The following is a 25698-nucleotide window of genomic DNA, read 5'->3' as shown; positions in this document are numbered from 1 at the left end:
AAAAGTAAAGCAAATGACCATTATTGACAAAATAGCATGGATATTCATTGAAAATCGTCGCATCCTTTCAACCAAAAGCTTTGGTAAAGACAAATATTATCTGCCGGGAGGAAAACGAGAAGGAAACGAAACGGATCAGCAAACCTTGGTTCGGGAAATCAAAGAAGAGTTAAATGTGGTAATCAACCAACAAAGCATTAATTATTTTGGCACTTTTAAAGCACAAGCACATGGTCATGCTTCAAACATATTGGTACAAATGATCTGCTACAAGGCGGATTACTCAGGAAATCTGCAAGCAAGCTCTGAGATTGAAGAGGTTAAATGGTTGCAGTATTCTGATCGAGAACATATTTCTGCTGTTGATCAAATCATTTTTGAAGAATTAAAAGCCAGAAACGAAATCGACTAAAATTGTCAAAAATTAATTCAAAATGCGAGTCAACTAAAATTCGCAATGTATCTTCGCATTGATTTTATTTCAATTTTGTTTACAACTATTATGCTTTTTCAAATACAAGCTTACTTGCACTTTTTATGGCACTCTAAGAACGAACATGCCGTGCACTCGCCATTTGTTTTTAATTTGCTTACCAAATGTTTTTACGATACTAAAAATCGTGCTGCCTATGATGTTTTTAAAAAGTACCGCCAGCAACAATTGAACAATAAAAACACTTTACACATCACCGATTTTGGTGCTGGATCTCGCGTATTTACTTCCAACAATCGAGTAATTAGCAAGATTGCCAAAACAGCAGGAATCAGTCAAAAAAGAGGTAAATTACAAGTTCGAATAGTAGAGTATTTCAATCCAAAAACAATTTTAGAACTGGGAACTTCTCTCGGAATTGCTACCTCAGCAATGCATATTGGTGCTAATAAAAACAATGAAATCACAAAAATAATTTCACTCGAAGGTTGTCCAGAAACAGCTAATTATGCTCGTTCACAATTACAAGAATTTAACTTCAAGAACATTGAAGTTGTTACAACAGAATTCAGCAGTTATTTTAAACAATCACAACCACAAAACTTCGATTTAATTTATTTTGATGGCAATCATTCTAAAAAAGCGACCTTAGAATATTTTGAACTTTTATTACCTACAGCACACAATGACAGTGTTTGGATTTTTGATGACATCCATTGGTCTAAAGGGATGGAGCAAGCTTGGGAGCTAATCCAACAACATCCAAGAGTATCTGTAACTATCGATACTTATCAATGGGGATTTGTTTTTTTTAGAAGAGAGCAACCAAAAGAACATTTTATAATTCGGGTATAAAAAAAATGACAGCCCTTGCGGACTGCCATCTTCACCTTGCATTAGTAACCAAAACGTTTTTGTTGTTTATTGTTTTGCTTTTTGCATTTCACCAGATTTGGCTCCCATTCTGTTCAAGGTATACATAGGTGCAAACTTCAATTTTAAACCTGCTATTTTACGGTTATCATCACTTGACAATCCTTCGTTTTCAACAGTGTTTTTACGACTGTCTAATGCCTCGTACATTAGTTTAATTTCGTCCCAATCTTCACGAGAATATCCATCTTTATTTTTTTGAACTGCGTCAACAAATTGTTGGTAAACAGCTAGGATGTTTGTTTTATTTACCCAACTAAAGTTCATATCCTCTCCTACTCTTCCTTCACCAAAAAGTGTATTTCTAATTTTTTGTTGCGGACTTGCAGACATGGCAACTAGAGCTGCAGCTTTTTGAGCAGCAATTTTTGTTTTTATAGTTTCGTATTTTGCTCTACTTGCTTCAATTCGCGCTTTAGCCTCTCCATTTTCACCTAAATCTTCCATAGATTCTTCAATGCTAGCGCTTCTAGTTTCGTAGGCTGTTTCAATAGCTTCCCAGTTTTTTTCTACCTCGCTGCCTGCTACATTTTCAAGCGAATCAACATACATGACATAGCTTTCTACTTTTTTTTCTGCAGCCGCTTGCTTTTCATTTTTACAAGCTGTAACGCTCAATGCAATTACTGCTAATCCTAAACTTAATTTTAAACTTTTCATATCGTGTGATTTTATGTTTTTATTGTGGTTCAAAAGTATAACACATTGCTACCAATTCAATATAAATCAAATAATTATGAAAAATATACCCAAAATTCTACAAAATCGTACTCAATACCATTAAAAAAGTATAAATTGTAAATTAAATTCTGTAAAATCAGGAGCAACGATCAACCAAAATTACATCATGACAAACATTAACCAAAAACGTCGCCATAAATTTGTAACAAATCACAAAATGAGCTACTAACCCAATAATCAAAAGTTTTTGTACTTAAAAAAAAGCAAACTTAAATACCGCCGAAGTTCCGACTGAGGTTTAAATCATCAACTACAATGGCAAACCCGTTAATCAAAATAAGTGATATTAAAAGAAACTTTGTACTAGGCAATGAAATTGTTTACGTACTTAAAGGAATCGATTTAGAAATTAACAAAGGAGAATATGTAGCCCTAATGGGACCATCTGGATCAGGAAAATCAACCTTGATGAACTTACTGGGCTGTCTTGACACACCCACATCAGGAAGCTACGTCTTAAATGGCAAAGACGTTAGTAAAATGCGTGATGACGAATTAGCCGAAATTCGAAATAAAGAAATCGGATTCGTTTTCCAAACATTTAACTTGTTGCCAAGAACAACCGCGCTTGACAATGTAGCTTTACCCATGATTTATGCTGGCTACTCAAAATCAGAACGCAACAAAAGAGCAACTGAAGTGTTGGAGCAAGTGAATTTATCGAACAGAATGGATCACCAACCCAATCAGCTTTCTGGAGGGCAACGTCAGCGTGTAGCCATTGCCAGAGCATTGGTCAACAAACCCTCGATCATCCTTGCCGATGAGCCAACCGGAAACTTAGATAGTAAAACATCTGTCGAAATTATGAAGCTATTTGGCGACATTCACGCCCAAGGCAACACCGTAATTTTAGTAACACACGAAGAAGAAATTGCCGCCTACGCCAACCGCGTCATCAGACTTAGGGATGGTGTAATTGAAAGCGACACCTCAAAATAATTTTTTCAGGAGCTAATCCGGCTATGCGCTACAATCTTTTTTAAAACCTCACAGCCTTTTGAGGGCTGTAAGGTTCTACAAAAGAATTTCCACTGCTATCCGGGCTAGAAAATCCTGCTGCTAAACAAATCTAGCATTACCATTCAAAATCCTAAAAAATGAAAATCGCACTACTAACTTGCGAAAAACTAACCCATTTAAATCCCGAAGACCAACCGTTAATTCCTGCTTTGGCACAACATGGCATTACAGCAATTCCTACGATTTGGAGCGATAAAACGATCGATTGGACTACATTTGATTATCTGATCTTCCGCAATACTTGGGATTATTTCGAAAAAGAATCTGAATTCAGAGCTTGGCTTGACCACATCGAACAATTAGGTATTAAAACCCTAAATTCAATTGAGTTGGTCAAACAAAACATTCATAAGTTTTACCTGCGTGATCTGGAGCAACAAGGAGTAACTATTTTACCCACTGTATTCATCGATCGCACTGCTAATATAGATTTGTCAGCACTGCTGCCAGCATCGTGGAAACAAGCCGTAATAAAACCCGCTTTTTCAGCAGGATCGTATTTAACAACGGTATTTGATGCAGCAGATGTCAATAACATCAGCGAAGAATACAGCAATATTGCAACCCAAAAAGAGCTGCTGTTGCAAGAGTTTCGCCCAGAGATTCAAACCATTGGCGAAACATCATTTATTTTTTTCAACAAACAATTCTCACATGCCGTAAACAAAAAACCTGTTGACGGCGATTTTAGAGTGCAAACGCTATTTGGTGGCAAATACACTTTGGTACACCCGTCAGAAAATTTAATTGAAAGCGCTCAAAAAATCATCGCAAATTTTCCAGACCCATTGCTTTACGCCCGCGTTGACGGCATCATCATTAACGACCAATTGCAGTTGATGGAAGTAGAATGCATTGAACCCGATTTGTATTTTAACTTAAGTGCCACAGCATTGAGTCAGTTTGTTGCTGCATTAGTAAAATTAATAGCCTAAATTTGTCTTTTCAACATATCAATAGCATTTTACATGAAAGTATATACTAAAACGGGCGACAAAGGAACTACTTCATTATTTGGAGGTACCAGAGTTCCTAAAGATCACGCACGTATTGAAAGCTACGGAACGGTAGACGAATTAAACTCATACATCGGACTCATCAGAGACCAAGAAATAAATACCAGCTACAAAGCTATTTTAATTGAGGTGCAAGATCGCCTTTTTACGGTAGGAGCAATTTTGGCTACTCCACCCGAAAAAGAGGTTAAAAAAAATGGCGAATTGCGTTTACAAAATTTAGGAATTGTACCTACCGATATCGAATTGCTCGAAAACGAAATCGATCAAATGGAAGAATCACTTCCGCCAATGACCCACTTTGTTTTACCAGGCGGACATACTACCGTGTCATATTGTCATATCGCTCGCTGCGTTTGCCGCAGAGCTGAGCGCTTAGCAGTGCATTTAAGTCACAATGAACACGTTCCTGAAATTGCTATCACGTATTTAAACCGACTTTCTGACTACCTTTTTGTGCTGGCACGAAAGTTGTCTCATGACCTACAAGCGGATGAAGTAAAATGGATTCCTAGAAAGTAGAAGTCAGTGAGCAGTGTACTACAGTCTCAGTTTGCAGTTTCATACTGATCGCTGAAAACCGGTCACTGAAGACTAAAAATAAACGTTCTTAACTTTAACCAAAAATAAATCGTTTTTTACTTGTATTTTTCAGTAAAAAATTTATTTTTGCACAAAACTAAATCGACAACAGATGTATTGGACATTAGAATTAGCATCGTATTTAAGTGATGCCCCGTGGCCTGCGAACAAAGACGAATTAATCGACTACGCCATTAGAGCAGGAGCTCCTTTAGAGGTTGTAGAAAACCTTCAATCTATTGAAGATGAAGGCGAGATATATGAATCAATGGAAGAAATATGGCCAGATTATCCTACAGACGAAGACTATCTTTGGAATGAGGATGAATATTAAAAGGTAAACCAATAAAAAGTCTCAAAAGAGGCTTTTTTTTGGTTTAAATGTATAGAATAACACAATTTAGAAATAAAAACATATCATGAGTTTCATCAACAGTATTATCAAGATCTTTGTAGGCGACAAGTCTCAAAATGATGTCAAAGGCTTACAACCGTATCTTTCCAAAATAAAAACCTTCGAAACTGCCCTTAAAGCATTGTCTCATGATGAATTGAGAGCAAAAACGGCTGAGTTCAAAGAAAAAATCAAACAAGCACGCGCCGAAAAAGACAGTAAAATCGCTGCTTTAAAAGCCGATGTTGAACTCATCGAAGACATCGATAAAAGAGAAGATATTTATGTAAGTATTGACGCTTTAGAAAAAGAGGCCTACGAAATCTCTGAAAAAGTGTTGATGGATATTTTACCAGAAGCTTTTGCAGTGGTAAAAGAAACAGCAAGCCGTTTCAAAGAAAACACACATATCGAAGTAACCGCTACAGCTAAAGATCGTGAACTTTCTGCTACCAAAACCTACATCACGCTTGAAGGCGACAAAGCCATTTGGGCCAACTCTTGGAGCGCAGCTGGTAAAGAGATTACTTGGGACATGATTCACTATGATGTACAATTAATTGGTGGTATGGTTTTACACCAAGGAAAAGTAGCCGAAATGCAAACGGGTGAAGGTAAAACGTTAGTAGCAACTTTACCTCTTTACTTGAATGCGCTTACTGGCAATGGCGTACACTTAGTAACCGTGAATGATTACTTGGCTAAACGTGATAGCACTTGGAAAGCACCTTTATTCGAATTCCACGGTATGTCAGTTGAATGTATTGACAATTACCAACCAAGCTCTGAAGGTCGTAAAAAAGCCTACGATGCCGATATTACTTATGGTACTAACAACGAATTTGGTTTTGATTACCTAAGAGATAACATGGCGCACTCGCCAGAAGATTTGGTACAAAGAAAACACAACTACGCTATTGTCGATGAGGTGGATTCGGTTTTGATTGATGATGCAAGAACGCCATTAATTATCTCAGGTCCTGTACCACAAGGTGACCGCCACGAATTTGTTGAAATGAAACCAAAAATCGAAAATTTGGTGAGTTTACAAAGACAATTGGCTAACGGTTTCTTGGCAGAAGCAAAAAAACTTATCAAAGAAGGAAATACCAAAGATGGTGGATTCCAACTTTTGAGAGCTTACAGAGCATTACCTAAAAACAAGGCTTTAATTAAGTTTTTGAGTGAAGAAGGAATCAAACAATTGCTTCAAAAAACTGAAAATCAATACATGCAAGACAACAAAAGAGAAATGCATAAAATTGATGAAGCATTGTATTTTGTAATCGAAGAAAAAAACAATCAAGTAGAGTTATCTGATAACGGTATCAAATACCTTTCTGGTGATACGGACTCTGACTTTTTCGTACTTCCAGACATTGGAACTGAAATTGCAGCTATCGAAAGTAGAAAATTAGATAAAGATCAAGAAGCAGAAGAAAAAGAAAAATTATTCCAAGATTTTGGTGTAAAAAGCGAGCGTATTCACACGCTTACGCAACTGTTGAAAGCCTACACTTTATTCGAAAAAGATGTAGAGTATGTAATCATGGACAACAAAATCATGATTGTAGACGAGCAAACAGGTCGTATCATGGACGGTCGTCGTTACTCTGACGGATTGCACCAAGCTATCGAAGCCAAAGAAAATGTAAAAATCGAGGCTGCTACTCAAACCTTTGCAACAGTTACTTTGCAAAACTACTTCAGAATGTACAACAAACTGGGTGGAATGACCGGAACAGCCGTTACTGAAGCAGGTGAGTTATGGCAAATCTATAAATTAGACGTAGTTGAAATTCCTACCAACAGAGGAATTGCACGTAAAGACAAAGAAGACTTTATCTACAAAACTACACGTGAAAAATTCAATGCTGTTATTGAAGATGTAACCGAATTATCGAAAGCTGGAAGACCAGTTCTTATTGGAACAACATCTGTTGAAATTTCTGAATTGTTAAGCCGAATGCTTAAAATGCGTGGCATTACTCACAATGTATTGAATGCTAAAATGCACAAGCAAGAAGCGCAAATTGTAGAAGAGGCAGGTAAACCAGGAGTAGTAACAATTGCAACCAATATGGCCGGTCGTGGTACCGATATCAAATTATCTCCAGAAGTTAAAGCTGCAGGAGGTTTGGCTATTGTAGGTACAGAGCGTCATGATTCTCGTCGTGTTGACCGTCAATTACGTGGTCGTGCTGGACGTCAAGGTGATCCTGGAAGTTCTCAATTTTACGTTTCACTTGAAGACAACTTAATGCGTTTATTTGGTTCTGAAAGAGTAGCCAAAGTAATGGACCGCATGGGATTACAAGAAGGTGAAGTAATTCAGCACTCTATGATGACCAAATCAATTGAGCGTGCTCAGAAAAAAGTAGAAGAAAACAACTTTGGAGTACGTAAACGTTTGTTAGAGTACGATGATGTTATGAACGCACAGCGCGAGGTAGTTTACAAGCGTCGTCGCCACGCCTTATTTGGTGAGCGTTTAAAACTTGACATTGCCAACATGTTGTACGATACCTGCGAAGTTATTGTAAGCCAAAACAAAGGAACAAACGATTTCAAAAACTTTGAGTTTGAATTAATTCGTTACTTCTCTATCACGTCGCCAATTAGCGAAAGTGACTTTGCAAAAAGCAACGAAACAGACATTACTAATAAACTATATAAAGTAACTTTAGAGTACTATACTGAGAAAACAGCTCGTAGCGCACGTGAAGCTTTCCCAATTATCAAGAGCGTTTACGAAGATCAAAACAACCAATTCGAGCGTATTGTAGTGCCATTTACTGACGGTATCAAATCACTAAATGTGGTAACCGACTTGAAAAAAGCATACGAAACTCAAGGTTCGCAATTGATAGCTGATTTCGAGAAAAACATCACACTAGCCATTGTTGATGAAGCTTGGAAAAAGCACTTACGCAAAATGGACGAATTGAAACAATCTGTACAATTGGCCGTGCATGAACAAAAAGATCCGTTGCTAATTTACAAGTTAGAGGCTTTCAATTTGTTTAGAGCCATGATTGACAATGTAAACAAAGAGGTAATCTCGTTCTTGTTCAAAGGTGATTTGCCAGCACAAGAAAACCAGCGTATTCAAGAAGCTATTGATGTAACGCCTGTTGAAGATTACACCGTTTCAAAAGACGAAATTGTAAGCAGCGAAGCCGCTAATCAAGAGGCAATGCAAACACAAACCCGTCAGGTAACAGAGACCATCACACGCGATCAACCAAAAATCAATCGCAATGATAACGTGACCATTCAAAACGTGGCTAACGGACAAATTCAAGAAATGAAATACAAAAAAGCCGAAAGCCTAATCGCTTCAGGACAATGGGTTTTAGTGAACTAATTCCATTTATTTCAAAATATATCAAACTCCACCGCGCAAGTAGTGGAGTTTTTTTTATGCTATTTTTTTTCAGGACCTATTCCTGCCATACGCCGCAAGCTATTGGGTTGCCAACTCTTTTTATAGGTGCTTTCAGGAGCTTCCTTCGGTCGCTCTGCCAGACACCATAAAAAGTAGTTGGCAACCGGCATAGGCTTTTCGCTGCTGTCAGGGCTACAACCCACAGCAACTTCGGTAGTAAACTTGTCTGAAAAATCAAAAACAGTTTGAAAACAAGAAAAATAATCTTGTTGAAACTAATTTCACTAATTTTGAGACTGATCTTAATAAAAATGACGTAAATGAAGACAATCCTAATGCAGTAGGAAATTGGATAAACTATTCCTTGCCATAAACCAACTTAAACATTGCCATGTTTCAATCTGACTATGGAGAGGACTATTATCCTGCTTATTGGGGAATTGACGAAAATGGCGCTATTACCTCATTAGTACTTGATTTTTTTGTCTTAGATTTACCTAGCACCAATAATTGATTTACATGGGCAGTATTAGTTTTGATAAATCAACTACTAATTTCTTTTCCACAACCTGATCAAATCGGGAAGCTAAATACAAAACACTATGAAAACCAGCAAGATTAGCAATTTAGAAATAAAAAAGGGAGAAGAAATACTCGGACGCGATATCCGAGAAGGGATTTTCAACCTAATACAAACCGACTTCCCGAATTTTGGTTTGAACGATGCTATAACTATTGAAGAATTGAATCGATACCGACGATTGTATTTGACCTCGTTAATCCAACAAGAAAAAGGAGAAATTGCGGCTATCGACCAAGATGTAATGAACGCCATAAAAAACAACTCAATTCTTTCTGAAAACATTCAAGACGAAATTGAAGCCGAACTTACTTTCGGTCAAAAACTAGCTGATGGCGTAGCTGCCTTTGGCGGAAGTTGGGCTTTTATCATCACTTTTTTTTCTTTCATATTAATTTGGATGATCATTAACATTTGGTTTTTAACCACCAAACCATTTGACCCCTTCCCTTTTATCTTACTCAATTTAATACTTTCTTGCTTGGCTGCCATTCAAGCTCCAATCATTATGATGAGCCAAAACCGACAAGAACAAAAAGACCGTCAAAGAAGCGAACACGATTATAAAATCAACTTAAAAGCCGAACTAGAAATCAAACTTTTAAGCGAAAAAATAGATCATTTATTAGCCCATCAAAACAAAAAACTGCTTGAAATTCAAGAACTACAAACCGATTATTTAGAAGACTTAATGAAAGAATTAAAAAAGTCTTCATAAATTAAAGTGAAACAAATAAGGCATTGATTAAGTTGAAAACAGATTTTAGAGTAAATTAATCAGTCAAAGCCACTAGTTAGCAGAAATTTTCAGACACCTCTTTTAAAATGAACAAATCAATAATTATATTACTCTTTTCTCTTTTTATTTTAAGTTGTAATAAGAAAAATGAAAACTCTCAAAAGAGCGTCGAACTTATTGAAAAGCCATTAAGTTTAAAAGAGATAAAAGATATTAACTCAATTGTAGAAACTATTATAATCCAAGATAGTTTGAAAGTTTTAAAATCTGATGACTATACTAACTTTCTTTGTCACGATTTAAGAAGACTACCAATAGATATTCCAGAAAAACAGGCCAATGGATTAGTTTTACCTCCAGCACCAGGTCGTATTTATTTAACTGAACTATTGAATGACAGAATAAACGATGAAATATTATTCTCAACAAAAGATTCGTCTAATTTAATTGTACAAAACTCTAAATCTTCAAAATTCATAATTGACAAATCAATTTTAAAAAATATAAATTCTACATCTTTTGAAAAAGAAAATGCAAAACGAAAAAAAGGCGAAAACTATCGTTTTTATGAAATGACTATTCCAATTTTTTCGCTCGACAATCAAAAAGCTTACGTGGAATTAGGATATCACTGCGGAACTCTTTGTGGACATGGAAAAGCGATTTACTTGAAAAAGTTAAACGGAAAATGGATAATTGTAAAAAAGTTTGGAACTTGGATAAGTTAAAAAACTTCTGCTAACAGCCGTTTCAAGAAATGGCGAAAAATGTGCAAAATTCACATTTCTCTTTCGCAAGAATTTTTATCTTTAAAGGAAAATATGCCGTTACGAAGTTCGCCACTTCATGAAGCGGCGGAACGTTGGTGGTAATTATTCAAAACCCTGCATATGAAGAAGATGATTTTTTTAGCGTTACTTTGCCCTTTTATTTTGAATGCTCAAAGGAACTTTCTAGACGAAGGAAATAATTTGTTAAGTCAAAATAGAACCAAAGAAGCCGAAGAAGTTTTTAGAGAAGGTTTAAAATCTGATGAGAAGAATTTAATTTATCAGACGCAAATTGGTTTGTGTTTGCTAAATCAAGGCAAATACGAAGAAGCTCAGCAACAACTCGACAAAGTAATCGCCCAAGATTCAAATAATGTAGCTGCGTTGTGGTATTACGGAGTAAATATTTTCCAGAATACCAAAAACTTCCGAAAAGCAGTTGAATATTTTGAAAAAGCTTATCCGTTAATTCTAAAAACTTCGCCACAATTTTTTGCCGTTAACTTCTATATTGGAAAGTCGTATCGAAATATATTGGTAACTGAAGGAATAACTTATGAAGAAACAGATCGAATGCTTGAAACTTCTAAAGAATATGTAAGATTACAACCAAACGCAAGTGATGTAAATAAATTTATGGAATTCATCAAATATGTTGAAGAAAAAAGACCGCAATCAAATGTAAAAATATGGATGCTAACAAATGAAAAAAACGCAGAGGAAACTTTGACAAAGCAACTTGAAAAAAATAAACAATGAAAAAAATAAAAATTGAAATCAAATGGGCAATTTTATTCTCATTAATGACATTGCTTTGGATGGTATTAGAAAAGTTAAGTGGACTGCACGGCAAATACATCGACTATCATCTTTATCTTACTAACCTTTTTGCAATTCCTGCGATTTTGTTTATGATTCTTGGGTTAAAAGAAAAAAAGAAAGTTTTCTATGATGGACAAATGAACTATAGACAAGGACTTATATCGGGAATCATGTTGTCTTTAATTATTGCTATACTAAGTCCATTGACACAATGGGTAATAACCTACATCATTTCACCAGAGTATTTTCCGAATGTAATTAAACGTTCAGTTGAAATTGGTTACTTCAAATCGACAGCAGAGGCAGAGGCAAACTTTAACTATATGAATTATGCTAAACAAAGTGCAATCGGTGCTTTGGTAATGGGAATTGTGACGACAGCAATTGCAATGATTTTTATACGAACAAAAAAAAACGAATAACAACGAACTATGCACAGCACAAACAAGAAATTGGCGGTTCAGTGGTTAAATGAAGCTTTGTGCTTCGAAATCGCCAACTTCGTGTAGCTGCTAAACGTTGTTGGAAATTAGCCCGTTGAAACCGAAATTATGACAAATAATGAAATCTAATATAAAAATCACATCCTTTTTGCTTGTATTATTTACAAATTTTCTTGTCGGAATCTTATTTTGGATCATTTTTATAAATGCAGGTATTAAAGTTTTTGAATATGAATTTTGGACATACAAACCGCTTATTCTATTTCTCATAATTATTCTTGAGATATTTGCTTTAAGCTTAATTTTTCAACTAAAAAAAATAATAATTGAAAAAGATAAAGTGATTTTTAAAAACCTAATATTACCATTTCTCAAAAAGGAAAGATTGTTTTCTTATTATGATTTCTCAAAATTTGTAAATGAAAAATCTAAAACAGGATATTACGAATCTTTGTGGTTATTTAAAAATGGAAAATTAGAAGACCAAATTTCAAGTTTTTACTATTCAAATTATTCGAAACTAAAATTCGAATTGAAAGTTCAAAATAAAGGGAAATTAAAAATAAGTAGTTTCAAACAAATATATCTTAAGTTTGGCGGAAAATTATAACTGCCACTAACAGCCTCACAAAGGATTTGGGTATTAGTCTTAAAGGAAAAAATAGTATCCTACTTTGGAAATTTTAACAAATCAACAAAATAACTTACTTTAGCTCCAATCCCGACCAATCCCAAAGGAATATTCTGTAAAATGATTAAAACACAAATGACAACAACAGATAAGCTCTCTTTATTTTTTAGCAATGAGTTTCCTTTTAACAAAGAAGGTTTAGCCGAATTTGTAAATACTTTTGTCATCAAATCATATAAAAAAGGGGAAATCCTTTTACAAAATGACACTGTCGAAAATGAACTCCGATTTTTAGATCAAGGCATCATTCGAGAATATTACGCTAGCAACGAGAAGGAAAAAAATATTAATTTTTACACCAATCCGACCTTCATTACTGATTTCAGTTCCTTTACACATGCTATTCCCACAAAAAAATATCAGGAATGTTTGACTGATGTAGACTTGAGAGTTTTATCGAAAGAAAAATTCTTGGCTTTTACCAATCAATATCAATGTGGCAAACTATTTATTGAAACTATTTTCCAAAGAATTGTTGTTAATAAGGAAACTGCGGAATTTAACCATTTTGTAAATACTGCAGAAGAATTGTATCTCGATATTATGAAAAATAAACCAGATTGGTTGTTACAAATTCCTCAATATCATATTGCTTCTTATTTGGGAATTACGCCCGAAACATTGAGCCGAATCAGAAAGAAAATGTAACTTCTTGATTTCAATCAATGGAAATTGTTGTGGTACGTGGCAACTTTGTATTTTCAATTTAAAACATCAAAAAAATGAAAATACATCATTTACGAAATGCCACCATGGTAATAGAAACGGGAGACAAAGTACTTTTAGTAGACCCAATGCTTGGAAAAAAAGGAACTGCTGGCCCCACGTTTACACTTTTCCGTTTCAAACCTCAACGAAATCCTATTGTAGATTTACCAAGCAATGCAATGGATATTGTTGAAAAAACAACCCATTGCTTACTTACACATTTGCACCCAGACCATTTAGACAAGGAGGCTGAAAATTTTCTTCGCTCCAAACAAATTCCTGTTATTTGTAGTATTAAGGATAAAAAACAATTGATAAAAAGGGGATTAAACGTTTCCCAAACAGTTGATTATTGGCTGTCTACGCCATTTTTAGACGGAGCAATTTTAGGTATTCCAGCGGTACACGGTTACGGATTTGTAGCTAAACCAATGGGGAATGTAATGGGCTTTTATATCAAATTACCAAACGAAAAATCAATCTATCTCAGCGCCGATACCGTTTACACTGACGATGTACACCGAGTACTCACCGAACTAAAACCTGAAGTTGCTGTTGTAGCTTGTGGAACAGCACAACTGGATATTTTTCAGCCTTTATTAATGCGAATGGATGACATTTTGAAGTTTGTAAAAAACGCACCAAACCAAGTTATCGCCAATCATTTAGAAGCCGTCAATCATTGCCCGACGACACGACAACAATTAAAAGTAGAAGTTTCAAAAATTGGACTTTCTGATAAGGTTTTTATTCCAAATGATGGAGAAAGTAAAGTCTTTTAATAAACTAAGTATAAATGATCTTATAGAAAAACAGCCAGTAAATCAATGTCATATTTTTTATATCATCAATGATTTGAAAGGGATTTAAAACTCTACACTTGTAATTGCTAACTTTGCAAAGCAGCAAAATATAAATACGAATTATAGAATTAAAGCTTAAAACAAGTACTATGTTTAAGAAAAATCAACTGTTGGAATACTTACAACAATATAATTTATTCACAGATAGTGAAATAAGTGAATTTATAAGTTTAGCGACTATTTCTACGATAAAAAAAGGAGATTTTTTCATTAAACAAGATGAAATCTGTACCACGCTTTCCTTCGTGAATTTTGGTATTTTTCGATCATTTTATTATTCTAATAATGATGAAGAAATAACCTATTGTTTTACCTTTCCTAATACATTATTAGTGGCTTATTCTTCATTTATTACACAGAATAAATCAGAAGAAAATTTACAAGCTTTAACCGATTCTGAAATAATTTCAATTTCAAAAAAAGAATTAGAAAACCTTGCGGAATCAAACAATAAATGGTTGAATTTTTTAAAAATAATTGCTGAAAAAGAATATGTTGAACTCGAAAAATGGATATTTAATCATCAAAAATCCAACGCCCAAAAACGATATGTAGATTTGATACACAACCATCCACAATTTGTACAACAAATTCCACTTCACTATATAGCTTCTTATCTTGGAATTACTCAAAGACATTTAAGTAGAATAAGAGCATCGATTTAATTTTTAGACAAATGTCCTACTTGCTTAGTACGGCAGGAGTGTAATTTTGCACTTCAAATTAAAAATAATTAAATAGATGAAAACAGTAATTTTAATAGGTGCTAATGGGAAAATGGGGAAAGCAGCACTGACAGGTTTAGGAAAACACAAAGTGATTACAGCAGGTCGCTCTCAAGACGGTTGCGACTACCAAGTTGACATTACCAGTGAAGAATCTTTGAGAAAATTATTCAAGGAGGTTGGTCACTTTGATGCAGTTGTGAATACAGTTGGCGTATGTGAATATGCAACCTTCGAGGAAATGACTGAAGCGCAATGGATGACTACAGTAATGAGTAAAATGATGGGGCAAATCAATATTGTTAGAATAGGTCAGGAATACATTGCTGATAAAGGTTCCTTTACGCTTATTACAGGTATACTAAATTTAAAGCCTATTCCTTTTGCTATTGCAGATGCAACTACAAGTGGTGCCATTGATACCTTTGTAAAATGTGTAGCCTTCGAAATGCCAAGAGGTATTCGTGTAAATTCAGTAAATCCAACAGTTTTAGCGGAGGCTTGGGAAGTTTATGGCGATATGATGCCCGGATTTCAACCCGTACCAAGTGCATTGGTTGGTAAAGCGTTTGAGCGCTCGGTTGATGGATTTATTACTGGTCAAGTGATACTTGTTGATGCATAATTAACAAAAATTACAGCATATAGTCTTTTCAAAAAAGAAATTGACTATATGCTGTTTATTTTAAAATAAAAAGAAAATGAACTTTCAAATACAAAATAGCAACAGTAACGATACCGACGAAATTTTCCGTTTGTATAAAATCGCGACTGATTTTCAGAAGACGAGATTTACCCATCATTGGCCAGAATTTGACAGACGACTTATTGAAACTGAAATTTTAGAAAACAGACAATGGAAAATAGTTGTAGATGGTAAAATTGCTTGTGTGTGGGCGACAACTTTTGATGATCCACAAATTTGGGAGGAACGCAACGAAGAACCAGCTGTTTACATTCATCGAATTGCAACCAATCCTGATTTTCGCGGACAAAATTTAGTGGGTAAAATTGTCGAATGGGCAAAAATTTATGCCATTGATAATCAAAAACAATTCGTAAGAATGGATACTGTTGGCGATAATTCAGGATTGATTACTTACTACACAAAATGTGGCTTTGAGTTTTTAGGTTTATTAAAGCTTAAGAATACCGAAGGACTTCCTGCACATTATGAAAACGCAACGGTAAGTTTATTTGAAATTGACTTAAGGTCTAAATAAAAAATAGGGAATCTGAACTGCGTTGATTTTTAACATGTTCCTAAAAACCGCTTCCAAAAGATCCCCTATTTTTTTGACAATTTAGAAGAAGCTTACAAAACACGTTCTCTCGATCTCTATTTTTAAAATAATAGTATATTTGATCAGTGTTGCTGTTCAAGTAAACAAAGCATTCAATAAAAGCTAATTTTAAAAATCCGAAAAATGACAGGACCTGACAAGGATAGTGTTTTTCCTCTAGCCAATTACGACCGACTGTGTTTTTTAAAAAATACAATCACAAATCCGAACATCATCGTGGGCGATTATACATATTATGATGACTTTGAAGATGTGTCTAATTTTGAGAAAAATGTAAAATACCATTTCGATTTTATTGGCGATCAACTCGTTATTGGTAAATTTTGCATGATTGCCTCAGGTGCCACTTTTATTATGAATGGCGCCAATCATTTGACCAACGCACTGAGCTCTTATCCGTTTGCAATTTTTGGTAACGGTTGGGAACATGCCATGCAAGATAAAAGTTATCCGAACAAAGGCAATATTAACATTGGCAACGATGTTTGGATTGGTTACAACGCCACTATAATGGCCGGCGTTACCATTGGCGATGGCGCTATTATTGCAGCAAATGCTACCCTGATAACTGATGTTCCGCCCTATACCATTGTAGGAGGAAACCCCGCTCGAGAAATTAAAAAACGATTTCCGGATGAGGTGATCACAAAACTACTAGAAATTCAATGGTGGCATTGGCCTATTGAAAAAATAACCCGAAATGTAGAACACCTAACAGCTTGTGATTGGGAAAAATTAATCGAATAACATAAATTTAAATCTCAAATATGATCTCAGAATTATTCGAAATTATCGGCTTACTTTCATCATCAAATACTCACGAAATAAAGCAAAGTCGTACTGAAAAAGTAATGCTTTCCATTTCCTATTTTACTTTACTTATTGCTGGGATTTTTGTAATACCGTTCTACAAAACAGCTGTTCAATTAGGCATTACTACTGTCGAAATTTGCTGGTTTATCATAGCTTCGGTTGTACTTACAGCTGTTAGTTTACTACTTTTCAAAACCAAAAATTGGCTTTACAATATTCGGTTTAGTACGTTCGTGATGCTTTTGGCTGCTTTACTGCTTTTATTTTTTTTCGTTTTAATTTTAGCTTATAATCATCTAGTTTAAACGTTTACAATCTCCATCGCCGCAAAATACTCAATGAAAGCCTAGCAGTTTTTGAACTAGTAAAACACTTTAAACCAAAAACGTAAGGGTAGGAACACCTTTAACATTCTAAAAAATAAATTTAAAAAAATATTATTTTATTTGATACATCAATTATATTTGTATCAAATAGTAAATAGATGAAAAATACAAATCCCACGGGCACGGTGCTTTATACCTTAGAACAGACCATCAAAGAATACCGAAAAATGGCTCAAAAAAATATAAGTTCCATTGTACACGATATCACCGTTGACCAATGTTTGGTTCTAATTATTCTTCACAAAAACCCTCAGTATTCCCAAAAAGAGGTAGCAGAAATGATTTTCAAAGACAATGCTTCAATAACAAGAATTATTGATTTGATGGTAAAAAAGGACTACATCAGTCGGAAAATTCATGAGACTGACAGACGTAAATTCAATCTTGAAATTACACAAAAAGGGATTAAAACCATCGCGTTACTTACTCCCACCATACAAAAAAACAGAATAGATGCTCTAGCCGGATTGTCTGAAAATGAAATTATTCTTTTGGACCAACTCTTAAATAAAGTACTTACCAATTGTAAAACAGATCATGAAAAATAAAAATCAAACTAGTGTAAGTATCACAGTGCTCCTATTCACAATTTTGCCAACGATTCTTTTTTGTCAAGAAAATACAGCTACAGCTATTGAAAAATACATGCAAGCACAGTCTGACATTAACCAGTTTAGCGGTACTGTTTTAGTATCAAAAAACGATACTGTACTCTTCAAAAAAGCCTATGGATTTGCTGATTATGAACAAAAAATTAAAAATACGATTGATACTAAATTTCAATTGGCATCGGTTACTAAACAATTTACTGCGGCGGCCATCCTTCAATTAGTACAGGATGGAAAATTATCTCTGAATGATCCGTTAAGTCGTTATATTCCTGACTACCCCAAAGCAGATCAGGTTACTATACACATGCTACTGTCCCATTCGTCTGGACTAGCCATGGGTTTCAAAAACATTGCAACAAGTACCCTTTCTGCTGGTTCAGCCTACAACGAAATTAAAAAAATGCCATATGAATTTGAACCCGGCACAAGCACGGCCTACAGTAATATTGGCTATTATTTGTTAGCTAAAATTATAGAAGCTGTTTCTGGTGAAAAGTACAGCACCTATCTTCAAAAACATATATTTAAAAAAGCTGGCATGTACAACTCGGGTGTGATTACTAATGATGCATTAATTCCTAAAAGAGCTAAAAACTACATTAAAGAAAAGGACCGCTACGTTAGTAACCCTTATATCAATTGGGACATCAACTATGGACATGATGGGGTGTATGCAACGGTTGAAGATTTGGCTTTTTGGGACAAAGCGCTCTATGGCACAACCCTTTTATCCGAAAAAATGAAACAACTTATGTTCACACCTTATAGTGCACAAAATTGGGGATATGGTTTTGTAATCAATCCATTTTACAATCACGGCCATGAACTGATTGCGCATGACGGAGGCTTTTTTGGAGCTATGACATCCTTCAATCGGTTTACAAAAGATCGCGTTTTGGTCACTGTGCTTTCTAACAATGAATCTCTTTCGCATATCATTGCATATGGACTTTCGGCTCTGGTTTTTCAAAAAGAGGTTTCACTGCCATACAAACACAAAAAAATAAAGGCAAACCTATCTAATTATAAGCACTACACAGGGCAATTTGGTACAATTGAAATCATAAAGGTGGGTACCAAACTCTATTATAACAGTATGGAACTAGAGCTAATCCCTGAATCAAAAACAAAATTTTTTAGATCAGATGACAATAACAGAACAGTAGAATTTATAGCGGACAAAAATGGCAGTTACAATAAAATTGTGGTCGCTAAAGGAGGCGTAAAAGAAATCTTCACGAAAAATAAACAGCAATAACTAGTATATGCAACAACATAGTTAATGTAATTTTTGTTGACCAAACATTTTAAATTTTGGAAGAAAAGAAATTGTATTTTAGTTGCCAAAATAGAATTTTCTGAAAAATTAAAATTCTGCCAAACACTAATCATTAGCAAAAACCAATTTAAAATCACCTATGAAACCGAAAAAAAACAGTAACCTTTTACAACAACTGATCATTCTACTGCTTATAGCTTTACCGTACAAAGCACTGTGCCAAGAAAGCAATGATTATACGACCGTAAAAACCGCTACCGAAGTTGTAAAAATACCGGGGAAATGGCAAATATTAAATACCACAGCAGATTCAGGGCAGACCTATTTAAAAAATAATGACGGTGTAGTCATTGCTGTTGCAAGAAATCTAATGAAAGCCTACCCTTTTTACAAGAATACTGCAACTGCTTTTGAACAGGTTACTCTTTTTTACCAATGGGATTCAGATTACTACAAAGAACAAAAATTTAAGGTGTCGAAAATAAAGGAAAATGCAACACTTGGTTATATCATTTGGAAATACAATGACAGGAAATTAGATAATATTTTTCTGTTTGGGGCCAGTAAAACCGAATTTTTGAACTTACTTATTTACACCAAGCTTTGGCCAGAGGACGAAAAAATCGCTTTCTTAGAAAACCTCTTTGAATTAAACAAATAGATTTCTGATTATTAGATTATTGCGTATTTAAATTTAACCTAAATGTAACGCAACAAAAAGTTACATTAGTTATCTTTATATAAATATTTCCCTATGAAAAAAACAGTACTTCTCCTGCTGGTTTCAATTATGCTTGCATCGTGTTGGCCTCCAAATGAACCTAATGAATTTCCAAGACAAGAATACCAACCAGTAATAATTACTCGCAACGTACTCGAAACCTCTATCGCTTTTCAAAACGCTCAGCCCATTGTTAAATCAGGAAAAATTTACATTAAAGGAGATTTAATGTTTATAAATGATGTCAACAAAGGGTTTCATGTATACGATTATACAAATCCAAGCAAACCTGAACGACTCTATTTTATAAAGGCGCCAGGTGCCACGGATTTAGCTATTAAAGGCAATACCATGTACATCAATCAAGCTGTAGATTTGGTTACCGCTACCTTCGATTCTACTACAAGAATTTTTAAGGTCACCAACAGAAATAAAAATGTGTTTCCGCAAAAGCAAGCACCAAACGGGATATTTGGCTACACAAAAGACGATGAAATTATAATTGACTGGAATTTAAAAAAATAATCATGAAAAAAATTATATTCATTTCCCTTTTAGCACTTTCAATCGGTTGCTCTGACAGTGATAGCGCATCAAACGATAGTAACGGACAAGGCGGTTCCCTCGCTGTTTTTGCCCTTAAAGACAACTATCTTTACAGCGTAGACCACATGAAATTAAATGTCTTTTCGCTAATTAATGGCGAAAAACCAGTTAAAGTGAATGATATTCCTATTGGCTTTGACATCGAAACGCTATTCGCTTATGGAGACAACTTATTTATTGGTTCAAGAAACGGAATGTTTATTTATTCAATAAGTAATCCTGAAAACCCAACCAAATTATCAAGTGTACAACACTTTACCGCTTGCGACCCTGTTATTGCCAATAGCACACATTCCTTTGTAACATTGAACTCAAACACTACTTGTGGGAATAACACAAACGTTTTGCAAGTTTACGACACTAAGGATCTGAAAAACCCGAAGTTAATTCACAGTAGAAATCTGATGCAACCCAAAGGAATTGGATTTTATACTGCAAAATACCTATTGGTTTGCGACGATGTAATAAAAATTTTCAACATTGAAAATCCAGCTGAACCTATTTTGGTTCATGCCATTGACAAAAATTGTTTTGATGTAATTATTCGAGACAATACCTTGTTTGCTGTTGGAGATAAAGGTGTATACCGTTATAAAATGAATCCAAACGACATTAAAGACATCCAACTAGAGAGCGAAACAAATTTTTAATTTTTTCTATTTGAGGAGTAGAATGACTACTTTGTATATTATGAAATAATTTTTTTATCTCAATCATCTTAAAAAAAATAAAAATATTCCCGCGCTTGCGTGCGCTTCTAGCTCGTGCCGAAAAAATACAAACTTTGCGAAAATTAAAGCCCGATAACCCGGATTTGCTAGCTGTGTACACAACCGTATTCAAAAACACTACTAACAATTTAGTAATTTGTGAGAAAGTCACAAAGTATCATTCTTCAAATCTTAAACTAAACGATAGCTTCAAAAAAGATCTAAAAATTGTAACCATTTTCAAATCACATTTTTTAACGTAAATTGCTTAAAATAAAATTTGATATGCGATTACTATTTATTTTGATTTGTTTGTGTTGTTTGTGTTGTTTTAGTTGTACGAGTAAAAAAAATGTCAAAAATCCAGCAGCAGTGTTAGCACTAGAAAAGAGAGTTAGGCCTGTTCATGATACGATTGGTTTTACAAAATACAGTTGGCAATTAGATTCTATTTATAACCGTTTAAAGATTAAGGATTCTAAAAATAAGATGAAATGGAAAGCAGCTATAAGTCCGCATGACGATTATAAATACGTCGGGCGGTTGTATTACGAATCGCTTGAAGGTATTAATGCCAACACAATTATTTTAATTGGTGTGGCACATCGCGCTCGCAACTTTACCCTTCAAGACAAAATCATCTTTGGAGATTTTACACATTGGCAATCGCCTTATGGTGATTTAAAAGTGTCTGATTTAAATGCGGAAATCATGGCGCAACTTCCAAAAACTTCCTACCTGGTTCATAACGATATGCAAGAGTTAGAACATTCATTAGAAGCTATAGTTCCTTTTTTACATCGCAAAAACAAGAACCTACAAATTATTCCAATTCTGGTGCCGTACATCAATTACGAAACAATTGACAATATTAGCAACGCACTTTCTGATGTTGTATCAAAAATTTTAAAAGAAAAGCATCTTAAATATGGAAAGGACGTCGCAGTTGTCGTTTCGAACGATGCCGTACATTATGGCAATGAAGAATGGAGTGGCGATTTAGCACCTTTTGGAGTTGATGATGAAGGCACCAAAAAAGCTAGGGCTTTGGATATGGAGATTATTGAGAAGTGTTTAGTAAGCGAAATTAGTGCAGAAAAAGTAAAAAACTTTACCGAATACACCGTCAAAAATACAGATTACAAAGAATATAAATGGGTTTGGTGTGGCAGATATTCGGTGCCATTTGGAGTGACTTTTGCCAATAAATTAAATCTGGCATTATCCAACAAACCACTGAAAGGGACTATTTTAAATTACGCATCTAGTATTGATCACGAACTTATAAAAGTAGAAGATTTAGGCATGGGAACTACGGCTATAGCTACTCAAAAACACTGGGTAGGTTATGCAAGTATCAAATACGAATAGAAATAAAATCTTGAGGGTTAGGAAATCTCTTTTTTCGCAACTCCCCGTTTTTATTTTCATTTGAAAAAAATCTACATCAAAGATCTTTAATTTATTACTACTTATAATTTTCACAATACACTAAAGTTTTAATATTCAGAAAAAAAACTAAACAACTTCATTTTGAACACAAGTAACTGTGGTTTGGATACAAGCGAAAAGCGAAAAGCGATGAACTTTGCTACTTAACATTAAGTAAAAAAAAAATGAAGTATACTATTTTAGGAAACACTGGATTACAAGTTTCGAGTTTGTGTTTAGGCACTATGAATTATGGTGGTAAAGGATTTTTTGGCTACATGGGAAATCTGGACCAAACAGCGGTAGATGAACAAATAAAAATGGCAATTGATTCTGGTGTAAATTGTATTGATACCGCCAATATTTATTCTGAAGGCCTTTCAGAAATAATGATTGGTAAAGCCATTAAAAATCTGGGAATTGACAGGAATGATTTGGTTCTAGCTACAAAAGTTAGAGGTACAACAGGAACTACACCCAACAGCTTGGGACTTTCTAAAAAACACATTCTCCAAGAAGTAGAGGCAAGTTTAAAAAGACTGGGGACAGATTATCTTGATTTGTACCAAATTCACACTGCCGATCCTTTAACGCCCATTGAGGAAACCCTGCGCACCTTAGACGATTTAGTTCGAAGTGGTAAAATTCGTTACTTTGGAGCAAGTAATCTTAGTGGTTGGCAAATGATGAAAGGTTTGTCATATTCGCAATACAATGGTCTCGATCGCTTTGCATCATTGCAGGTTAATTACTCCTTAGACGTGCGAGATGTTGAACGAGAAATAGTACCCATGTTGATAGACCAAAAAGTCGGGATGATGGTTTGGAGTCCGTTAAGCGGCGGTTTACTCACGGGAAAATATCAAAGAAATGGTCAGAAAGACGAAGGCCGATTGAACAGTTTTCCCTTCCCTCCTTTTCACGAGCAAAGAGCTTATGATGTGCTAGACGTATTGGTGCCTATGGCTGCAGAAAAAAACACATCAATTGCACAACTTGCCTTGGCTTGGGTCATGCAGCAACCCGCAGTCAGTACTGTAATTATTGGAGCTACAAAACCTCATCAATTGCAAGACAATCTTGGAGCTACAAATGTTATCTTTACTCCTGACGAATTAATCCAACTAAGTAAAGTAAGTGATTTACCAGTAGAATACCCAGGAAATGTGCTTGATATCATGACTTTGGACAGAAGATCTGGAATTGACTTTCAAAAAAGCTAAATTTACCACATAATTATGCAGGCAATCCAAACTATTGCCTGCTTGTTTTGACTATGAAAAATACCAGCTCAAATATTATTGCTATTGCTTCGATACAAAAATTACACGACTTTTTAGGCCTTTCTAGTCCTTTGAATCCTTTGATTACCGTGATTGATCATGCTTTAACCTCAAAATTCAGTACGACGATTAAAGACAAACTAAACTTAGATTTCTACAATATTTCTATTAAAAGAAGCTTTAAAGGGCAATTAAAATATGGTAAAAACACCTATGATTTTGATTCAGGCAGCATTTCATTCATTGCACCCAACCAAATTATAGGACTGGATAACGCCGAAAATATAAACCAAGACGGATGGTCTTTACTCTTTCACCCGGATTTGATTCGTGCATATCCTTTGGGGAAAGTCATTAAAAATTATGGGTATTTCAGCTACGAGGAAAACGAAGCCTTACATCTTTCAGAGGAAGAAGAGCGCACCATAGAATCTATAGTAGACAACATCAAAAAAGAAATACACGCTCGTTTAGATCGTTTTAGCCAAGATGTTTTGGTGTCTAACCTAGAATTGTTAATGAGTTACGCTAACCGATTTTACAACAGACAATTTATTTCCCGAAAAATGGCTTCGAACGACTTACTCAGTCAATTTGAATTGCTGCTTTCGCGCCATTTTGCCCCAGAGACAGTAACGAAAATCCCAACTGTTGAAGAATTAGCAGTACAATTACATGTTTCTGCTGCTTATTTAAGTGATATGTTACGGAGTACAACAGGTCAAAATACCCAGCAACACATTCACAATCAAATTATTGAAAAAGCCAAACAAATTTTAACCACGACTAATCTGAGCAGCAGTGAAATTGCTTATGCACTAGGGTTTGAGTATCCGCAATCTTTTAGTAAATTATTTAAAAACAAAACGACTTTCACCCCTACTTCCTACCGTAAAAGTTTCCATTAAAAAGATCAAATTCAGGAGTAGCTTTAAAAGAGAAACTTCGTGATTAGCTATATTTTGACTTGTTTTTTTTTGGTTTTGACTTAGGAAGGATTCTCTTCAAAATACCGTTTTTCAATCCTTTTAATATCTTTTATAGATTTTTTAGCCCACTCTAAACGTTTTTCTAGAATTTCATTTTCGGTTAAGTGCCAATCAATAGTAGAACTTCGCAATCTATTGGTTAAATTTTGGATAATGATTGCAGCCGAAACGGAGATATTCAAACTTTCGGTAAAACCCACCATTGGGATTTTTAAAAACCCATCCGCACGTTGCAAGATTTCCTCAGATAAACCATCTCGTTCGGTTCCAAAAAATAAGGCGCTAGGTTTAGATATATCAAAATCTTCCATCAAACAATCGTTGTCGTGTGGCGTGGTAGCGATAATTTGATAACCTTTATTTTTTAAAGTGTCCACACAAGTGGTTACACTGTCAAACGTGTTAATGTCAACCCATTTTTGGGCACCCATGGCAATTTCTTTATCGATACTTTTTCCGTATCGCTGTTCAATTACGTTCAGTTCTTGAATTCCAAAAACCTCGCAACTGCGCATAACAGCACTGGTATTGTGCATCTGGAAAACATCTTCAACAGCTATGGTAAAATGTTTGGTTCTGTTTTGCAATACTTTCAAAAATTTCTCTTTGCGATTATCTGTGAGGATCTTTTCAAGAAAATCGAGATATTTTAAATCGATCATGTGGGATTATTTTTTGGCAAAAATAGTAAAAAAGAGTAGTTTTATGTTTTAA

General features: G+C 34.8%; 30 protein-coding genes. 28 read left to right on the top strand and 2 right to left on the bottom strand.

Going from position 1 to position 25698, the window contains the following annotated elements:
* Nucleotides 1-13: 13 nt before the first annotated feature.
* Both L1S34_RS06020 and L1S34_RS06015 read left to right on the top strand, forming a co-directional pair.
* Nucleotides 14-412: an NUDIX hydrolase gene (locus L1S34_RS06020; RefSeq protein ID WP_236363254.1), complete on the top strand. Its 399-nt coding sequence runs from the start codon at nucleotides 14-16 to the stop codon at nucleotides 410-412.
* A 90-nt stretch (nucleotides 413-502) separates the two neighbouring features.
* Nucleotides 503-1288 (top strand): O-methyltransferase, encoded by a 786-nt coding sequence (locus L1S34_RS06015; protein WP_236363447.1) that lies wholly within the window; start codon nucleotides 503-505, stop codon nucleotides 1286-1288.
* A 66-nt stretch (nucleotides 1289-1354) separates the two neighbouring features.
* On the opposite strand, the gene L1S34_RS06010 is transcribed toward L1S34_RS06015, so the two are convergent.
* Nucleotides 1355-2026 (bottom strand): DUF6565 domain-containing protein, encoded by a 672-nt coding sequence (locus L1S34_RS06010; protein WP_236363253.1) that lies wholly within the window; start codon nucleotides 2024-2026, stop codon nucleotides 1355-1357.
* A gap of 336 nt (nucleotides 2027-2362) precedes the next feature.
* Here L1S34_RS06010 and L1S34_RS06005 point away from each other — a divergent pair, with 336 nt between their 5' ends.
* From L1S34_RS06005 to L1S34_RS05880, 26 genes are all read left to right on the top strand, one after another.
* Entirely contained in the window at nucleotides 2363-3049 is a 687-nt protein-coding gene (locus tag L1S34_RS06005) for an ABC transporter ATP-binding protein (RefSeq protein WP_166134907.1), read from the top strand.
* Nucleotides 3050-3207: 158 nt separating this feature from the next.
* The gene (locus tag L1S34_RS06000) at nucleotides 3208-4065 is read left to right on the top strand and encodes an ATP-grasp domain-containing protein (RefSeq protein WP_236363252.1); all 858 of its coding nucleotides are present in this window, start codon (nucleotides 3208-3210) and stop codon (nucleotides 4063-4065) included.
* A 33-nt stretch (nucleotides 4066-4098) separates the two neighbouring features.
* Nucleotides 4099-4668 (top strand): cob(I)yrinic acid a,c-diamide adenosyltransferase, encoded by a 570-nt coding sequence (locus L1S34_RS05995; protein WP_236363251.1) that lies wholly within the window; start codon nucleotides 4099-4101, stop codon nucleotides 4666-4668.
* Nucleotides 4669-4840: 172 nt separating this feature from the next.
* On the top strand, nucleotides 4841-5062 hold the full coding sequence (locus L1S34_RS05990) for a DUF2795 domain-containing protein (RefSeq protein WP_007138072.1): 222 nt from the start codon (nucleotides 4841-4843) through the stop codon (nucleotides 5060-5062).
* A gap of 85 nt (nucleotides 5063-5147) precedes the next feature.
* Nucleotides 5148-8489 carry a preprotein translocase subunit SecA gene (gene secA, locus L1S34_RS05985; protein ID WP_236363250.1) on the top strand — a complete coding sequence of 1114 codons (3342 nt, stop codon included), beginning with the start codon at nucleotides 5148-5150 and terminating at the stop codon, nucleotides 8487-8489.
* A 406-nt stretch (nucleotides 8490-8895) separates the two neighbouring features.
* A complete protein-coding gene (locus L1S34_RS05980; RefSeq protein ID WP_370637585.1) occupies nucleotides 8896-9024 on the top strand; it encodes a DUF4241 domain-containing protein in 129 nt (42 codons plus the stop codon).
* Between the two features lie 88 nt (nucleotides 9025-9112).
* Complete coding sequence (locus tag L1S34_RS05975) at nucleotides 9113-9808, top strand: DUF1003 domain-containing protein (protein WP_236363248.1); 696 nt, start codon at nucleotides 9113-9115, stop codon at nucleotides 9806-9808.
* A gap of 107 nt (nucleotides 9809-9915) precedes the next feature.
* The gene (locus L1S34_RS05970; RefSeq protein ID WP_236363247.1) at nucleotides 9916-10557 is read left to right on the top strand and encodes a hypothetical protein; all 642 of its coding nucleotides are present in this window, start codon (nucleotides 9916-9918) and stop codon (nucleotides 10555-10557) included.
* 162 nt (nucleotides 10558-10719) lie between these two features.
* Nucleotides 10720-11358, top strand: coding sequence for a tetratricopeptide repeat protein (locus tag L1S34_RS05965; protein WP_236363246.1), 639 nt, complete (start codon nucleotides 10720-10722; stop codon nucleotides 11356-11358).
* Entirely contained in the window at nucleotides 11355-11843 is a 489-nt protein-coding gene (locus L1S34_RS05960; RefSeq protein WP_236363245.1) for a DUF4199 domain-containing protein, read from the top strand. The genes L1S34_RS05965 and L1S34_RS05960 overlap by 4 nt, the downstream gene beginning before the upstream one ends.
* Nucleotides 11844-11982: 139 nt before the next feature.
* Entirely contained in the window at nucleotides 11983-12474 is a 492-nt protein-coding gene (locus L1S34_RS05955; protein ID WP_236363244.1) for a hypothetical protein, read from the top strand.
* A gap of 156 nt (nucleotides 12475-12630) precedes the next feature.
* Nucleotides 12631-13203 (top strand): Crp/Fnr family transcriptional regulator, encoded by a 573-nt coding sequence (locus tag L1S34_RS05950; protein WP_236363243.1) that lies wholly within the window; start codon nucleotides 12631-12633, stop codon nucleotides 13201-13203.
* 74 nt (nucleotides 13204-13277) lie between these two features.
* Nucleotides 13278-14045 (top strand): MBL fold metallo-hydrolase, encoded by a 768-nt coding sequence (locus tag L1S34_RS05945; protein ID WP_236363242.1) that lies wholly within the window; start codon nucleotides 13278-13280, stop codon nucleotides 14043-14045.
* Between the two features lie 170 nt (nucleotides 14046-14215).
* Nucleotides 14216-14791: a Crp/Fnr family transcriptional regulator gene (locus L1S34_RS05940; RefSeq protein ID WP_236363241.1), complete on the top strand. Its 576-nt coding sequence runs from the start codon at nucleotides 14216-14218 to the stop codon at nucleotides 14789-14791.
* 76 nt (nucleotides 14792-14867) lie between these two features.
* On the top strand, nucleotides 14868-15476 hold the full coding sequence (locus L1S34_RS05935; RefSeq protein WP_236363240.1) for a short chain dehydrogenase: 609 nt from the start codon (nucleotides 14868-14870) through the stop codon (nucleotides 15474-15476).
* 76 nt (nucleotides 15477-15552) lie between these two features.
* Nucleotides 15553-16074 carry a GNAT family N-acetyltransferase gene (locus L1S34_RS05930; protein ID WP_236363239.1) on the top strand — a complete coding sequence of 174 codons (522 nt, stop codon included), beginning with the start codon at nucleotides 15553-15555 and terminating at the stop codon, nucleotides 16072-16074.
* A gap of 204 nt (nucleotides 16075-16278) precedes the next feature.
* Entirely contained in the window at nucleotides 16279-16902 is a 624-nt protein-coding gene (locus tag L1S34_RS05925; protein WP_236363238.1) for a CatB-related O-acetyltransferase, read from the top strand.
* Nucleotides 16903-16922: 20 nt separating this feature from the next.
* On the top strand, nucleotides 16923-17273 hold the full coding sequence (locus L1S34_RS05920; RefSeq protein WP_236363237.1) for a hypothetical protein: 351 nt from the start codon (nucleotides 16923-16925) through the stop codon (nucleotides 17271-17273).
* Nucleotides 17274-17452: 179 nt separating this feature from the next.
* The gene (locus L1S34_RS05915; RefSeq protein WP_236363236.1) at nucleotides 17453-17902 is read left to right on the top strand and encodes a MarR family winged helix-turn-helix transcriptional regulator; all 450 of its coding nucleotides are present in this window, start codon (nucleotides 17453-17455) and stop codon (nucleotides 17900-17902) included.
* Nucleotides 17892-19223, top strand: a complete 1332-nt coding sequence (locus L1S34_RS05910) for a serine hydrolase domain-containing protein (protein ID WP_236363235.1) — start codon at nucleotides 17892-17894, stop codon at nucleotides 19221-19223. Before L1S34_RS05915 ends, L1S34_RS05910 begins: the two co-directional genes overlap by 11 nt.
* Before the next feature lie 160 nt (nucleotides 19224-19383).
* On the top strand, nucleotides 19384-19905 hold the full coding sequence (locus L1S34_RS05905) for a hypothetical protein (protein WP_236363234.1): 522 nt from the start codon (nucleotides 19384-19386) through the stop codon (nucleotides 19903-19905).
* A gap of 93 nt (nucleotides 19906-19998) precedes the next feature.
* Nucleotides 19999-20490, top strand: coding sequence for a hypothetical protein (locus tag L1S34_RS05900; protein ID WP_236363233.1), 492 nt, complete (start codon nucleotides 19999-20001; stop codon nucleotides 20488-20490).
* A 2-nt stretch (nucleotides 20491-20492) separates the two neighbouring features.
* Nucleotides 20493-21221 carry a hypothetical protein gene (locus L1S34_RS05895; RefSeq protein ID WP_236363232.1) on the top strand — a complete coding sequence of 243 codons (729 nt, stop codon included), beginning with the start codon at nucleotides 20493-20495 and terminating at the stop codon, nucleotides 21219-21221.
* A gap of 432 nt (nucleotides 21222-21653) precedes the next feature.
* Nucleotides 21654-22652 (top strand): AmmeMemoRadiSam system protein B, encoded by a 999-nt coding sequence (amrB, locus tag L1S34_RS05890; RefSeq protein WP_236363231.1) that lies wholly within the window; start codon nucleotides 21654-21656, stop codon nucleotides 22650-22652.
* A gap of 245 nt (nucleotides 22653-22897) precedes the next feature.
* Nucleotides 22898-23935 carry an aldo/keto reductase gene (locus L1S34_RS05885; protein ID WP_236363230.1) on the top strand — a complete coding sequence of 346 codons (1038 nt, stop codon included), beginning with the start codon at nucleotides 22898-22900 and terminating at the stop codon, nucleotides 23933-23935.
* A 53-nt stretch (nucleotides 23936-23988) separates the two neighbouring features.
* Entirely contained in the window at nucleotides 23989-24903 is a 915-nt protein-coding gene (locus L1S34_RS05880) for a helix-turn-helix domain-containing protein (RefSeq protein ID WP_236363229.1), read from the top strand.
* An 80-nt stretch (nucleotides 24904-24983) separates the two neighbouring features.
* Here L1S34_RS05880 and L1S34_RS05875 read toward each other — a convergent pair whose 3' ends face one another.
* Complete coding sequence (locus tag L1S34_RS05875) at nucleotides 24984-25646, bottom strand: TrmH family RNA methyltransferase (RefSeq protein ID WP_236363228.1); 663 nt, start codon at nucleotides 25644-25646, stop codon at nucleotides 24984-24986.
* Between the last annotated feature and the right edge of the window lie 52 nt (nucleotides 25647-25698).

This window comes from Flavobacterium sp. K77, assembly GCF_021608205.1.
Taxonomy (GTDB): domain Bacteria; phylum Bacteroidota; class Bacteroidia; order Flavobacteriales; family Flavobacteriaceae; genus Flavobacterium; species Flavobacterium turcicum.
This window is presented reverse-complemented; position numbering and strand designations above follow the sequence as displayed.

Excerpts from the sequence above, each read along its gene's own strand:
- L1S34_RS06020 (WP_236363254.1), top strand. The coding sequence starts at position 14 with ATGACCATTATTGACAAAATAGCATGGATATTCATTGAAAATCGTCGC.
- L1S34_RS06015 (WP_236363447.1), top strand. The coding sequence starts at position 503 with ATGCTTTTTCAAATACAAGCTTACTTGCACTTTTTATGGCACTCTAAG.
- L1S34_RS06010 (WP_236363253.1), bottom strand. The coding sequence starts at position 2,026 with ATGAAAAGTTTAAAATTAAGTTTAGGATTAGCAGTAATTGCATTGAGC.
- L1S34_RS06005 (WP_166134907.1), top strand. The coding sequence starts at position 2,363 with ATGGCAAACCCGTTAATCAAAATAAGTGATATTAAAAGAAACTTTGTA.
- L1S34_RS06000 (WP_236363252.1), top strand. The coding sequence starts at position 3,208 with ATGAAAATCGCACTACTAACTTGCGAAAAACTAACCCATTTAAATCCC.
- L1S34_RS05995 (WP_236363251.1), top strand. The coding sequence starts at position 4,099 with ATGAAAGTATATACTAAAACGGGCGACAAAGGAACTACTTCATTATTT.
- L1S34_RS05990 (WP_007138072.1), top strand. The coding sequence starts at position 4,841 with ATGTATTGGACATTAGAATTAGCATCGTATTTAAGTGATGCCCCGTGG.
- secA (WP_236363250.1), top strand. The coding sequence starts at position 5,148 with ATGAGTTTCATCAACAGTATTATCAAGATCTTTGTAGGCGACAAGTCT.
- L1S34_RS05975 (WP_236363248.1), top strand. The coding sequence starts at position 9,113 with ATGAAAACCAGCAAGATTAGCAATTTAGAAATAAAAAAGGGAGAAGAA.
- L1S34_RS05970 (WP_236363247.1), top strand. The coding sequence starts at position 9,916 with ATGAACAAATCAATAATTATATTACTCTTTTCTCTTTTTATTTTAAGT.
- L1S34_RS05965 (WP_236363246.1), top strand. The coding sequence starts at position 10,720 with ATGAAGAAGATGATTTTTTTAGCGTTACTTTGCCCTTTTATTTTGAAT.
- L1S34_RS05960 (WP_236363245.1), top strand. The coding sequence starts at position 11,355 with ATGAAAAAAATAAAAATTGAAATCAAATGGGCAATTTTATTCTCATTA.
- L1S34_RS05955 (WP_236363244.1), top strand. The coding sequence starts at position 11,983 with ATGAAATCTAATATAAAAATCACATCCTTTTTGCTTGTATTATTTACA.
- L1S34_RS05950 (WP_236363243.1), top strand. The coding sequence starts at position 12,631 with ATGACAACAACAGATAAGCTCTCTTTATTTTTTAGCAATGAGTTTCCT.
- L1S34_RS05945 (WP_236363242.1), top strand. The coding sequence starts at position 13,278 with ATGAAAATACATCATTTACGAAATGCCACCATGGTAATAGAAACGGGA.
- L1S34_RS05940 (WP_236363241.1), top strand. The coding sequence starts at position 14,216 with ATGTTTAAGAAAAATCAACTGTTGGAATACTTACAACAATATAATTTA.
- L1S34_RS05935 (WP_236363240.1), top strand. The coding sequence starts at position 14,868 with ATGAAAACAGTAATTTTAATAGGTGCTAATGGGAAAATGGGGAAAGCA.
- L1S34_RS05930 (WP_236363239.1), top strand. The coding sequence starts at position 15,553 with ATGAACTTTCAAATACAAAATAGCAACAGTAACGATACCGACGAAATT.
- L1S34_RS05925 (WP_236363238.1), top strand. The coding sequence starts at position 16,279 with ATGACAGGACCTGACAAGGATAGTGTTTTTCCTCTAGCCAATTACGAC.
- L1S34_RS05920 (WP_236363237.1), top strand. The coding sequence starts at position 16,923 with ATGATCTCAGAATTATTCGAAATTATCGGCTTACTTTCATCATCAAAT.
- L1S34_RS05915 (WP_236363236.1), top strand. The coding sequence starts at position 17,453 with ATGAAAAATACAAATCCCACGGGCACGGTGCTTTATACCTTAGAACAG.
- L1S34_RS05910 (WP_236363235.1), top strand. The coding sequence starts at position 17,892 with ATGAAAAATAAAAATCAAACTAGTGTAAGTATCACAGTGCTCCTATTC.
- L1S34_RS05905 (WP_236363234.1), top strand. The coding sequence starts at position 19,384 with ATGAAACCGAAAAAAAACAGTAACCTTTTACAACAACTGATCATTCTA.
- L1S34_RS05900 (WP_236363233.1), top strand. The coding sequence starts at position 19,999 with ATGAAAAAAACAGTACTTCTCCTGCTGGTTTCAATTATGCTTGCATCG.
- L1S34_RS05895 (WP_236363232.1), top strand. The coding sequence starts at position 20,493 with ATGAAAAAAATTATATTCATTTCCCTTTTAGCACTTTCAATCGGTTGC.
- L1S34_RS05885 (WP_236363230.1), top strand. The coding sequence starts at position 22,898 with ATGAAGTATACTATTTTAGGAAACACTGGATTACAAGTTTCGAGTTTG.
- L1S34_RS05880 (WP_236363229.1), top strand. The coding sequence starts at position 23,989 with ATGAAAAATACCAGCTCAAATATTATTGCTATTGCTTCGATACAAAAA.
- L1S34_RS05875 (WP_236363228.1), bottom strand. The coding sequence starts at position 25,646 with ATGATCGATTTAAAATATCTCGATTTTCTTGAAAAGATCCTCACAGAT.